General features: G+C 29.9%; 10 protein-coding genes. 1 reads left to right on the top strand and 9 read right to left on the bottom strand.

What is annotated here, in order from left to right; genetic code table 11:
* Window positions 1–18 precede the first annotated feature (18 nt).
* On the top strand, window positions 19–498 hold the full coding sequence (locus tag K0039_RS09670) for an ABC transporter substrate-binding protein (protein ID WP_228104846.1): 480 nt from the start codon (window positions 19–21) through the stop codon (window positions 496–498).
* A 75-nt stretch (window positions 499–573) separates the two neighbouring features.
* Here K0039_RS09670 and K0039_RS09665 read toward each other — a convergent pair whose 3' ends face one another.
* The 9 genes from K0039_RS09665 to miaA all read right to left on the bottom strand — a co-directional run bounded on the left by K0039_RS09665 (window position 574) and on the right by miaA (window position 12,549).
* On the bottom strand, window positions 574–4,071 hold the full coding sequence (locus tag K0039_RS09665) for an FAD-dependent oxidoreductase (RefSeq protein WP_228104845.1): 3,498 nt from the start codon (window positions 4,069–4,071) through the stop codon (window positions 574–576).
* 17 nt (window positions 4,072–4,088) lie between these two features.
* Window positions 4,089–5,837, bottom strand: a complete 1,749-nt coding sequence (locus K0039_RS09660) for an NADH-quinone oxidoreductase subunit NuoF (protein WP_228104844.1) — start codon at window positions 5,835–5,837, stop codon at window positions 4,089–4,091.
* 13 nt (window positions 5,838–5,850) lie between these two features.
* A complete protein-coding gene (nuoE, locus tag K0039_RS09655; protein WP_228104843.1) occupies window positions 5,851–6,360 on the bottom strand; it encodes an NADH-quinone oxidoreductase subunit NuoE in 510 nt (169 codons plus the stop codon).
* Between the two features lie 601 nt (window positions 6,361–6,961).
* A complete protein-coding gene (locus K0039_RS09650; RefSeq protein ID WP_228104842.1) occupies window positions 6,962–7,828 on the bottom strand; it encodes a kinase in 867 nt (288 codons plus the stop codon).
* A 103-nt stretch (window positions 7,829–7,931) separates the two neighbouring features.
* The gene (locus tag K0039_RS09645; RefSeq protein WP_228104841.1) at window positions 7,932–8,633 is read right to left on the bottom strand and encodes a DUF554 domain-containing protein; all 702 of its coding nucleotides are present in this window, start codon (window positions 8,631–8,633) and stop codon (window positions 7,932–7,934) included.
* 45 nt (window positions 8,634–8,678) lie between these two features.
* Window positions 8,679–9,779, bottom strand: a complete 1,101-nt coding sequence (locus K0039_RS09640; RefSeq protein ID WP_228104840.1) for an SIR2 family protein — start codon at window positions 9,777–9,779, stop codon at window positions 8,679–8,681.
* Window positions 9,780–9,860: 81 nt separating this feature from the next.
* On the bottom strand, window positions 9,861–11,141 hold the full coding sequence (locus K0039_RS09635; protein WP_228104839.1) for a methionine gamma-lyase family protein: 1,281 nt from the start codon (window positions 11,139–11,141) through the stop codon (window positions 9,861–9,863).
* A 150-nt stretch (window positions 11,142–11,291) separates the two neighbouring features.
* The gene (gene hfq / locus K0039_RS09630; protein WP_228104838.1) at window positions 11,292–11,540 is read right to left on the bottom strand and encodes an RNA chaperone Hfq; all 249 of its coding nucleotides are present in this window, start codon (window positions 11,538–11,540) and stop codon (window positions 11,292–11,294) included.
* A gap of 67 nt (window positions 11,541–11,607) precedes the next feature.
* Window positions 11,608–12,549 carry a tRNA (adenosine(37)-N6)-dimethylallyltransferase MiaA gene (gene miaA / locus K0039_RS09625; RefSeq protein ID WP_228104837.1) on the bottom strand — a complete coding sequence of 314 codons (942 nt, stop codon included), beginning with the start codon at window positions 12,547–12,549 and terminating at the stop codon, window positions 11,608–11,610.
* Window positions 12,550–12,559: the final 10 nt, after the last annotated feature.

The following is a 12,559-nucleotide window of genomic DNA, read 5'->3' as shown; positions in this document are numbered from 1 at the left end:
CCTAAACAATTTGGTGTAATGTCAGGAGCATTTGCTGCTGGAGAAGCTGATTATACAACAGCATTTGAACCTACTGCAACTGGGTTAGTAAAAGAAGGTGCAGGTTATATTGTAGCATCTGTTGGTCAGGATGCTGGTGAAATACCTTTTACTTGTTACAGTGCTACTAAATCATATATGGATAAGAATTCAGATTTAATACAAAGATTTACTAATGCCCTATATAAAGGCCAAAAATGGGTTCAACAAGCTTCTGACGAAGAAGTAGCTAAAGCTATGCAACCATTCTTTGAAGATACTTCTTTAGAAGATTTAATAGTTGTTACCCAAAAATATAAAGAAATTGATGCATGGTCATCAGATCCACTTCTAAAAGAAGATAGCTTAAATAGATTAATGGATGTTATGATTGAAGGCGGAGAATTAAACGAGAAAGTACCATATGACTCAGTAGTAACTACAACTTATGCTGAAAATGCCATTAAAAACGTGAAATAATTAAAATATAATTCTTATAATATAAGAGCCACCCTATTAAAGGGTGGCTCCATTATTTATATAGAGTAATATATATTATTTAACTTGCTTTGGTAATCTTTCATTTATAATATTCATTAAATTGTCAGTACAATTATGAATATTTACAAATTCTCCATCATTTACCACTACAAATTTAGCATCATCTGGAGTTAATACATTACCATATACTTCTCCAAGTTTAGCATATTTATATTTAGGTAAAACATCTTCCATTTCAATGCTTATATCAGCAGTATCTCTATAGTTAAAATCTACTTCATATACATGAGCTATTTCAGCTGCAACTTCATAATTATATAATACATTTTCATCTATAGCTGCATTTACGCTTTGTATTCTTCTTTCTGTATTAGTAAATGTTCCATTTGATGATGCAAAACCAGTACCTGGTATAATAACATCAGCTATATCACAAGTTTCAGTCATATGAGTATCTAAAACCATTAAGAACTCTAAATCAGATAAATTAACATTAGGATTTTCTCCAAAGCATAGAAGTCCTTTAACACCGTCCAGAGCTTCTACTCCAGCTTTTATTCCCATATCAATTAATCCTTGAGAATTGTTTTTAGCTTTTATTTGAAGTACACCATCTCTAGGTGTTCCTATATGTCCTGAAAGTAAAGCAATATTTCCTATCATAGTAGCAACTTCAACTGAAACTACATTTTGTTGGAATACAAGCATTGCTTTTTTAGCTGTAGCATAAGCATTTGCTATTTCTTTTATTTCATCACTTACAGAAACATTATCTAATGAAGCTTTAAAATCTTCAAAATTATCCATTGAAGAAACTTTACCCATTTCTATTAAAGCTTTCGCTATTTCTTTAACAGCGCTTAAGTCATTTTCAACATATACGACTTTTGTAGCAAAATCAAAGTTATTTACTTCATATTCTTTAGGGTTTATTACATATACTTTTGCCCCTTGCTCAGCAGCTTGTTTTAATTTAAGTTGAATTACTGGATTGTTTTCCATTACAAATCCAAAAGTAACTATTACATTTGTAGCTAGTAATTCATCAATTGTATTAGGAGAAGCATCTAATCCTAGAACTTTTTCTAATCCGCTTTCAACATTATTAAAGCAAAGTGTTTTTGCTCCCATAGTGTCAGCTAATTTTTTCATTACATAAGCTTCTTCATTTGTAAATCTATCTGATATAGCAACAGCAACAGCATCTTTACCATGTTTAGCAGCTATACTTTCAGCTTTCTTAGCAGTAAGTACTAAAGCTTCATGATAATCAGCATCTCTAAATCCATCTTCACCTTTTATAAGTGAATTTGTTAATTTTCCTTCTAGAACTGAACAATCAAATCCCCATTTACCTTTGCCACATAAAAGTCCCCTATTTACTGGACCATTTTTATCTGGGTTAGATTTAATTAACATATCTCCATATGATTCTAAATGTAGAGAACATCCTACTGAACAGAATGAACAAGTAGTGTCTGTAACATCTGTTTCAAGTGGAACTTCTTTAACTACACTTTGTCTTTCTTGAAGTGCTCCTGTTGGACAAACACTTACACATTGTCCACAAGATATACATCCAGACTCTGCTAAAGGTTTTTCAAGTGATGGTTTAACAACAGTATCAAAACCTCTGTCAACAAGTCCTAAAGCTCCAACACCCATAACTTCATCACAAACTCTTACACAAAGTCCGCAAAGTATACATTTGTTAGGATCTCTTACTATAAATGGATGATCATCTTCAAATTCTATTACATTTTTATCTCCAGCTAATCTTTCTGGATGAACATCATACTGATTAGCATAATCTATTAATTTACATTCGAAGTAATCATGACAACCACATTCTAAACATCTAGAAGCTTCATTTACTGCTTGTTCTTCATCATATCCGAATACTACTTCAGTAAAATTATCTTTTCTTTCTTCTGCTTCTAATTGATCCATAACTGGTCTACACATTCTTTCTCTATCTTCAAATGTTTTCTCAGTTATATCAAATCTTTCAACAACAAATGGTTTTTCATACTTTAATACTTCACCATTTAAATAAGCATCTATAGAATCTGATACTTTTCTAGCATCTGATATAGCTTCTACTGCTATTGATATCTTATCATTACCACAGTCTCCACCAGCAAATACACCTGGCATACTTGTCATAAATGTATCTTTATCATAAGCTATGGCATTTTTTCTAGTTTTATCCATACCTTCAAATTTAGAAGCATCTACTGCTTGACCTATAGCTAAAATCATAGTATCTATATCTATAGTCTCAGTTTTTCCTTCTACTGGTACTGGTTTTCTTCTTCCTGAAGCATCAGCTTCACCAAGTTCCATAACTTGAAGTACTACTTGTTTTACTTTTCCATTTTCGTCTGCAATAACTTCAATAGGATTAGTTAAGTTTTTGAAGATTACTCCTTCTTCTTCAGCTTCAACTATTTCTACCATATCAGCAGGCATTTCATTTTTAGTTCTTCTATATATATTATAAACTTTTTTAGCTCCTAGTCTTACGGCTGTTCTGCAAGCATCCATTGCAGTGTTACCACCACCAACTATAGCCACATTTTCACCAAGTTTTATTTCTTCATTTCTAACAACTTTTCTTAGGAAGTCTATACCACCTATAACACCTTCACTATCTTCACCTTTGCATCTAACACCAGTAGACACCCAAGCGCCTATTCCAAGAAGTACAGCATCATAGTCTGCTTTTATAGTTTCAAATGGTATATCAACACCAACTTTAGTATTAGGTATCATTTTAACACCCATACTTTCGATTAATGCTATTTCTTCATCTAAAACTGCTTTTGGAAGTCTGTACTCTGGTATCCCATAACGAAGCATACCTCCAAGTTTAGGCATAGATTCAATTATAGTTACACTATGACCCATTTGTCTTAAGAAATATGCAGCAGATAGACCCATTGGCCCACCACCTATTATAGCAACACTCTTACCAGTTTCTTCTTCTATTTCTGGCATAAATGGATTTTCACTTTCTAAATCTTTATCAGCAGCAAATCTTTTTAACCAAGCAATAGATACTGGCTCTTCCACAAGTTTTCTTCTACAATTTTCTTCACAAGGATGAGGACATACCCTACCAATAGCTGCTGGTAGTGGAATTCTATCTTTAATTAATTCGATGGCTGCATCATATTCGCCATTTGCTATTAAGCCCACATATCCTTGGCAATCAGTACCTGCAGGACATGCTAGAACACATGGAGGTCTACAATCTCCCACGTGATTAGATAGTAATAACTCTAAATTTGTTTTTCTTGACTCTATAACTCTGCTTGTATTAGTTTTTATTATCATATTAGGTGATATTTCTGTAGCACAAGCCTTTACCATTTTTGGCATTCCTTCTATTTCAACTACACATAAACCACATGAACCATATATTTTAGTTCTTTCATCGTAGCATAGAGTAGGAATGAAAACATCATTTTCTCTTGCAACTTCAAGAATTGTTTGACCTGGTAATCCAAATACTTCTTTTCCGTCTATATTTAATCTGAATTTATTCATATTATCATCCTCCTCCCCTAGCCTCTAACTATTGCGCCGAACTTACAAGTTTCTTCGCACTTACCACATTTTATACATTTATCGTGATCTATTACATGCATTTCTTTCTTTTCACCTGATATAGCTTCAACTGGACATTTTTTAGCACAAGCTCTACATCCTTTACAATCTTCAGTTATATTAAATGAAATTAAAGCTTTACATGATTTAGCTGTACATTTTTTATTATAAATATGATCTTCATATTCATTTCTAAAATATTTAATAGTTGTAAGAACTGGGTTAGGAGCAGTTTGACCTAGACCACACATAGAACCATCTTTTATTTTTACTGCTAATTCTTCAAGAAGTTCTATATCGCCATCCTTACCTTTACCTTTAGTTATTCTTTCTAATATTTCAAGCATTCTCTTAGTTCCTACTCTACAGTAGTTACATTTACCACAAGATTCTTTTCTAGTGAAATCTAGGAAGTATCTTGCCATGTCAACCATACAAGTAGTTTCGTCCATTACAATCATACCACCAGAACCAACAATAGCCCCAGTTTTGTTTATATTTTCATAATCAACAGGTGTTTCTATTAAAGCAGATGGTATACATCCACCAGATGGTCCACCCATTTGAACAGCCTTAAATGCTTTATCTTTTTTGATTCCTCCACCTATTCCAAATATAACGTCTTTTAGTGGAAGACCCATAGGAACTTCAACTAGTCCACCTTTTTTAATTTTACCTGCAAGAGCAAATACTTTTGTACCTTTACTCTTATCAGTTCCCATTGCACCAAATGCAGCTCCACCATTTACTATTATCCAAGCAACGTTAGCATAAGTTTCAACATTGTTTATATTAGTAGGTTTTTGCCAATATCCTTTTGCAGCTGGGAATGGTGGTTTTAGTCTAGGCATTCCTCTCTCTCCTTCAAGAGAAGCTATAAGTGCAGTTTCTTCACCACAAACGAATGCTCCAGCACCAGCTTTTATTCTTAAATCAAAATCAAATCCTGATCCAAATATATTTTTACCAAGAAAACCTTTTTCTCTAGCTTGAGCCATAGCTATTTCAAGTCTATGTATAGCAAGAGGATACTCAGCTCTAACATATATAACACCTTCAGTAGCACCCATTGCATATCCACCTATAATCATACCTTCTATAAGTGAATGAGGGTCACCTTCTAGAACAGATCTATCCATAAATGCACCAGGATCACCTTCGTCTGCATTACATACTATGTATTTTTGATCTGCTTTATTTTGTAAGGCTGCATTCCACTTAAACCAAGTAGGAAATCCTGCGCCTCCTCTACCTCTAAGTCCTGAAACTTTTATTTCTTCTATTACATCTTCTTGTGTCATTGAAGTTACAACTTTTTTAGTAGCTTCATATCCACCTACTGCGACGTATTCTTCTATTTTTTCAGGATTTATTAAACCGCAGTTTCTAAGTACAACTCTTTGTTGTTTTTCTATAAATAATTTATCTTCATCTGATATTTCTAAATCAGTGGCTATTTCCCCTTTAACAAGATGTTTTTCTACTATTTCTAAAGCACATTCTGGTTTTACTTTTACATATCTTGTCATAACTTCATCGTCGTCATATACATCTACAATTGGTTCTAGGTAACAAGTACCTACACAACCAGTAATATCAACCTTAATATTTAGGTTTTTTTCTTCTATAAGTCTCTCAAATTCTGCTGCTGTCTTTTTTGCTCCAGTTGCAACACCGCAACTACCTTGACCGATTATAACTTTCATCACTTTTCACCCCCTATGATCTTTCTCTAATTTCTGTTAATATTTCTTTAACAGAATCTTTAGTTAAGTTTCCATAAGTTTCATCACCATCTGCACTTTTAACCATCATAACAGGCGCTAATGAACAACATCCTAAACATGCAACATTATTTAATGTAAATCTTCCATCTTCTGTTGTTTCACCATCTTGAATATTTAAAAATTCACAAACAGCTTCTTCAATCATTTCAGATCCATTTACATGGCATGCAGTTCCTTGACATAACATTATTAAATACTTTCCTATTGGTTGCAATCTAAATTGCGCATAGAATGTGGCAACGCCATATATTTTGGCAGTTTTTATACCTGTTGCCTCTGAAATATAATTCATAGCATCAATTGAAATATATCCATAGATATCTTGAGTTTTTTGTAAAATAGTTATCAAACTTCCAGGTACTTTGGCATATTTGTCTAATACGGGACCAAGCTCTTTGAAGTCTTGACATTTATCAGTCCCGCAACAGCATTTTTCACTCATTTAATTTACCCCCTATTTAAAAATTGTATCTTTATTAGGTATATGTACTACTAATAATAATATTAGCAAAAAAAGGAAATTATAGCAAACATAAAACTTGTAATTTTGTTATTTATTTAACCATTTTTTCGGTTTTTATATCTATTTTTCAAGTATTTTTTTTATTATACTTTATTATCAGAATTTTTTGTAAAAATAGAAATGTAATTAATATATAATTTATAATAAGAATTAACAATATTATTCTTTTTAGTAATTAATTATTTTAATCAATGCTCATGCTACTTTATAGGTAAGTTTAATAAAAATAAATAAAAACACTGTATTTACTTTCATTATATTTGTATCTTAAGCATTTTCACTTTAAATATTATTTTATTAAATAAAAATTTTACTTTTAGTAATTATTATTAATAATAATATACATTAATATTAATCGCATATTGATTTAAGTAAATATTATTTATTTTAACAATAAAACTATCTTGCATATCTATTTATTAAAAAAATTAACTAAATAAAATATTAACCTAATTCACAAAAGTTTTTTGAATTTTCCAAATATATAAAAAGCTTCTACTTGATAAGTAGAAGCTTTTTTCTATGCATTTTCAAAAGTATATATAGCGTCGATTCTAGTTAAGAAAATACTATCATTTTTACAACCTATATATTTTGCATACTTTTTAACTTTTTCTTTTGCAGTGTCAATATCACCAACACCTCTGTCCATTAATTCCTTTATATACATGTCCATTAAAAAACTTTTATATTCTTTTAAATCAAATCCTAAATATGATGCTAGACTTTCTATTTCACCAGAAAAATCACCATCTTCTTTTATAAGAAACTCATAAACTTCTTTTCTATATGGATTTGACATTATAATCTTTTGCACTACCTTGCATCCATCTAGCTTGCTAATAAATCCATCTTTATAATTATTAAAAAGAGCATCGGATTGTCTAATAGATTTTTTGTCTATATAAGAATTCACTTCTGTTACACCGTTATCTATTAATGCATCTAGTACAGCAAGATGCACACTAAAACAATCTTCATAAAGATATTCGCAAAGCTTAGATATGATTGGTTTAATATCAAACAATTTTATATTTTTTTTATTTCTAGAATTAGATAAATCTCTAGTTACATTATTAAAAAGTCTTTCGAAATCTAAATATTTATTACAATATAGCTCTTTGAATAAATTAAAATCAATTGTTATGATATTATATCCAACAAGAGTTTCTACACCTTTTCTTATTACCTCATAAACTAAATTTTGACCATATTCAAAGTGTTTTTCACTAATATGTCTAGTATTTGTTACACTGTCTAAACAATACTCCGTAAATTGTTTAGAGCACTCATCTCCATACAATTTGAAATTTTTTCTAATTGCGTTATACTCATCTCTTTTTTCATCAAATTTTATTATTGCGCCGTTTATATCAAAAGTTATCATTTAGTTCCCCTCCTAAAAATCAAATATTAATTCATTTTATTACTAAATATTTGATTTTAAGAGTTATATTCCTTCCAAATAAATAATTTGTCTAAAACTTCTTCTAAATAATGTTGAAAATCCCCATAATTATAGGAATAAACATAGCTGGTAGCATATTTGCAACTTTTATATCACATGCCTTAAGCATATTTAATCCCATGGCCATAATTAACAAACTTCCTACACATGTCATATATGTTATAACATTTGTACTTAGTATATTTGATAAACCAGAAGCTCCTAGGGTAATTATTCCTTCATATAAAAAAACAGCTATGCTTGATAATAATACTCCTACTCCCATAGATGCAGCAAAAAATATTGAAGAAATCCCATCTAATACTGATTTTGCAAGTAATACTGAATTATCATTTGAAAGTCCGCTTTGAATAGAGCCAACTACAGCCATAGCACCTACACAAAACAATAAGCTAGAAGAAACAAATCCTTTTGATATTTTATTTTCTTCATCTGAATTTGATATATTTTTTTTAGATAATTTTTCATCTAAATATGAGCCTAATTTATTCAATAAATTGTCTATATCAATTAACTCACCTATGATTATGCCAACTGTCATAGATATTATTACATATAATGGATTGTCCCCTTTTAACGCACCAGATATTCCCATATACGTAACTACAAGTGCCAATCCATCCATAATAGATTTATCCAATCGTTTAGGTATTCCTTTATTTATTATTAAACCTAGTATTCCTCCACAAATTATAGCTAAACTGTTTACTATTACTCCAAACATTTTTATTCCCCCCTAATACTTTTTAATACTCTATTTTATCACTTTTTAAGATCTATTATTATTTTTTATAAGACTTATATATTTATAAGGATTCATGGCAAAATCCTGAAAAGAATCTTTAGTGAAAATAATATCTTCACCCAAAAATCTTTTATATCTCATTTCTTCTTTCTTTAAGGCCGACATTAATTTATTTTCATGATTGTTAAATACTATTATCTTCAAAGGCTTTTTATTTCTACTTGTTTGAACTCTTTTTAACATATATTTAATATGAATATCAGCCTCTGGAAATGAATATCCACAAAAGATAATAACGTCAGCTTTTCTTAATGAGGCTTCTGCTTTGTTCCATACACTACTTAAGTAAACATTAGACATATTTTTAAAATATGTAGGCGGAACTATTATTGGAATTGTACGTTCATTACAATTTAAACAAGTAGCTTCATCTTGATTATTTAAAATCCTCATTACACCACCTTCATATGGAGTAAGTGTTAAACTTGAACATATGGGACAGTATAGCCAGTTTAGTGATCCATGTATCTTATACAGTTTTATAGTTTTTCCGCAAGGTCTTTTCCAAGAGCTATTCTTAAAATTAAAATTAGCAAAATCCACTCCATAATCTAGCATCACAGGCATATTTTCTTTATCATATAATTTAGAAATTGTATTATCTATATGAATATCATAGTTTGCACTAATAAAAGTAGTATTAAACAATTGATCTCTCTCCATTAAATTTTTTAATAATAGCTCGTGATACTTATTACTAACTTTTGCTGCATTGTTAATTGAATTTGCAGTTAATAATACTAAATATTGTCGCAAAATATTAATTGACCCACTTCTATTATTATAAGTATCTGTTCTAAAATTTTTAAAGGATTCTCTTCTTTGTTCTGCCATGTCCAAAATACCAAGCACTTCTTCAAATGTTGGGAAGTTAACCTTATCTATATCATCTAGTAAAACGTCAATATTAAACATTTCTTTAAAAAATTCCCTAAGATTTGTATTCATTTTGCTATATGGATGCAAAGGAAGACTGTTCTTAAAATAATTAGAAAATAATTCATTTTGTATAGGTAAATTTTCTGCTGCAGAAGCTCCCGCTCCTAAAAAAATACATATTTCCATATGATTAAAACACCTTCTATCCCTTAATATATAAAAAAGCCTTAATACAATTATATATTAAGACTTTTTTAAATTATTATGCTATTTTTTCAATTTTTTAATATATTCTACTGCTTTTAGTGTTCCCATTTTTGAATGATCAAATGTAAGTCCACCTTGGAAGTAAACATTATATGGTGGTCTTATTGGTGCATCTGCACTAAGTTCTATTGATGATCCTTGAATAAACGCTCCTGCTGCCATTATTACTTCATCTTCATATCCTGGCATCGCCCATGGTTCTGGTTTTACATAAGAATCCACTGGAGCTGCAGCTTGCACTCCTTGACAGAATGCTATAACTTCCTCTGCATTTTTTAGTCTTACAACTTGTATAATATCACTTCTTAAATCATCATATTTTGGAAGTACATCATATCCTAATCTTTCAAACATTCTAGCACAATATATTGCACCCATTACAGCTTGTGATGTAACATATGGCGCCATGAAAAATCCTTGTAGTACATTTCTTGTAGTTCCAAATGTTAAACCACATTCTTTTCCTATACCTGGTGTAGTTAATCGATAAGATATCATTTCGACCAAGTCTTTTCTACCTGCTATGTATCCACCAGTTAGAGCTAGTCCTCCGCCTGGGTTTTTAATTAAAGAACCAGCCATAATATCAGCTCCTACTTCAGTAGGCTCTTTTGTATCTAAGAATTCACCATAGCAGTTATCTACCATAACTATTAAGTCTTTATTAACTGATTTAACCACTTCTATAGCTTCTTTTATATCTTCGATTGATAAAGATTTTCTCCAAGAATATCCTTTTGATCTTTGTATCATTACTAGTTTGGTCTTTTCATTTATTTTTTTCTTAACACCTTCTAAGTCAATATTACCATCTGGCAAGAAATCCACATCTTTATATGTAACACCAAATTCTTTAAGAGATCCTTTTTCTTCTCTTATACCTATTACACCTTGTAATGTATCATAAGGCTTTTCTGTAATTGATAATATTTCATCTCCTGGTCTAACTATCCCTTGGATACATAAACTTAGGGCATGAGTTCCATTTACTATTATTGGTCTAACTAAAGCATCCTCTGCTCCAAATACATCTGCAAATATTTCTTCTATTTTTTCACGTCCAATATCATTATATCCATATCCTGTTGTCCAGTTAAAATGGTTATCACTTAAGTGAGCTCTTTGCATAGCTCTTAATACTTTATATTGATTAAATTCTCTTATTTGTTTTATTTTTTCAAATTGATTTTTTATATCTTCCATTACTTCATTAGATAAATCAAAAGTTTCATCATCTAATCCATAATATTCTTTTAGTAATTCACTTGTCTCTTTAAGCACTTAATCTCACCTATTTTCTTTTATTTGTCACTTTAAAAATTTTATCATAGTAAAAATTTAAGTTCAAGATTTAAAGGAAAATAATTAAAAAAGGTACTTATATTAACCTATAATTTTTGTAGATTAGTATAAGTACCTTTTATCTTTAAATTACTTTGTATTATTTTGATTTGTGTTTTGTATGTTTATGCTTTTACCTGGTACTATTGTAGAAACTGCATGTTTATAAATTAGATTTTGTTGTTTATTTTCACCTTCTAGTAATACTATATAGCTGTCAAATCCTTTTACATAGCCTTTAACTTGAACACCATTCATTAAATATATTGTTACAGGTACTCTTTCTTTTCTAGCATTATTTAAAAATAAATCTTGTAAATTTAAAGCAGTATTTTTCATTAATAATATCCTCCCGACTAAATTATATTAAATAAACTATTTATCTATAAACAATTATATTATAATATTATACATTTTTAGATATATTTTCAATAAAGTTCATAATATCTTTTTTAAGTAATTCTATATTGTCATACTTCTCCAAATCAAACCATTCACTATCTTTATATCTTTTAAACCAAGTTGTTTGTCTTTTTGCATATCTTCTTGAATCTCTTTTAATTATTTCTACAGCTTCATCTAAAGTATATTCACCTTCTAGATATTTAACTATTTCTTTGTAACCTATTCCTTGCATAGAAATTAAGTTTTTATCATATCCCATATCTAGTAATTTTTTAACTTCTTCAACTAATCCTGCTTCCATCATAATTTCTACTCTTTTGTTTATTCTATCATAGAGTATCTCTCTATCACGATTTAGTACTATTATTATTGGTGAGTAATCTTCATTGTATTTTAAATCATTGGAAAAGTCTTGCATTTTCTTTCCATCCAAACATACTTCTAAGGCTCTTATAACTCTTTTTGTGTTGTTTTTATGTATTCTAGAAGCAGCTTCACCATCTAATGATTTTAACTTTTCGTGCATATAATCTATGCCTTTTTCATTAAGTTCTTTTTCTAATTCTTCTCTTATTTTAGAATTACTATTGGATTTTGCAAAATCCATATTGTAAATTAATGAATTAAGATATAAACCTGTACCACCGGTTACTAGCACATTTTTGCCTTTATTAGCTACTTCTTTTATATATTTATTTGCTCTATCTTGAAACTCTGAAACAGAAAAAGGAAAATCTGGTTTAACTTCATCTATCATGTGATGTGTTACCCCATCCATTTCTTCTTTAGTAACTTTAGCACTTCCTATATCCATATATTCATATATTTGCATAGAGTCAGCAGATATAATTTCTGCATTTAAGTCCTTTGCTAACTCTATTGATAAAGCCGTTTTTCCAACGGCCGTAGGTCCTGTTAGGATGATAAGTGGTATTTTCTTCATAGCAATCCTT

The organism is Terrisporobacter mayombei (assembly GCF_020748465.1).
Lineage (GTDB): Bacteria > Bacillota > Clostridia > Peptostreptococcales > Peptostreptococcaceae > Terrisporobacter > Terrisporobacter mayombei.
This window is presented reverse-complemented; position numbering and strand designations above follow the sequence as displayed.

What these genes read in the sequence shown, in the direction of transcription:
- K0039_RS09670 (WP_228104846.1), top strand. Translation starts at nt 19, where the DNA reads ATGTCAGGAGCATTTGCTGCTGGAGAAGCTGATTATACAACAGCATTT.
- K0039_RS09665 (WP_228104845.1), bottom strand. Translation starts at nt 4,071, where the DNA reads ATGAATAAATTCAGATTAAATATAGACGGAAAAGAAGTATTTGGATTA.
- K0039_RS09660 (WP_228104844.1), bottom strand. Translation starts at nt 5,837, where the DNA reads ATGAAAGTTATAATCGGTCAAGGTAGTTGCGGTGTTGCAACTGGAGCA.
- nuoE (WP_228104843.1), bottom strand. Translation starts at nt 6,360, where the DNA reads ATGAGTGAAAAATGCTGTTGCGGGACTGATAAATGTCAAGACTTCAAA.
- K0039_RS09650 (WP_228104842.1), bottom strand. Translation starts at nt 7,828, where the DNA reads ATGATAACTTTTGATATAAACGGCGCAATAATAAAATTTGATGAAAAA.
- K0039_RS09645 (WP_228104841.1), bottom strand. Translation starts at nt 8,633, where the DNA reads ATGTTTGGAGTAATAGTAAACAGTTTAGCTATAATTTGTGGAGGAATA.
- K0039_RS09640 (WP_228104840.1), bottom strand. Translation starts at nt 9,779, where the DNA reads ATGGAAATATGTATTTTTTTAGGAGCGGGAGCTTCTGCAGCAGAAAAT.
- hfq (WP_228104838.1), bottom strand. Translation starts at nt 11,540, where the DNA reads ATGAAAAATACTGCTTTAAATTTACAAGATTTATTTTTAAATAATGCT.
- miaA (WP_228104837.1), bottom strand. Translation starts at nt 12,549, where the DNA reads ATGAAGAAAATACCACTTATCATCCTAACAGGACCTACGGCCGTTGGA.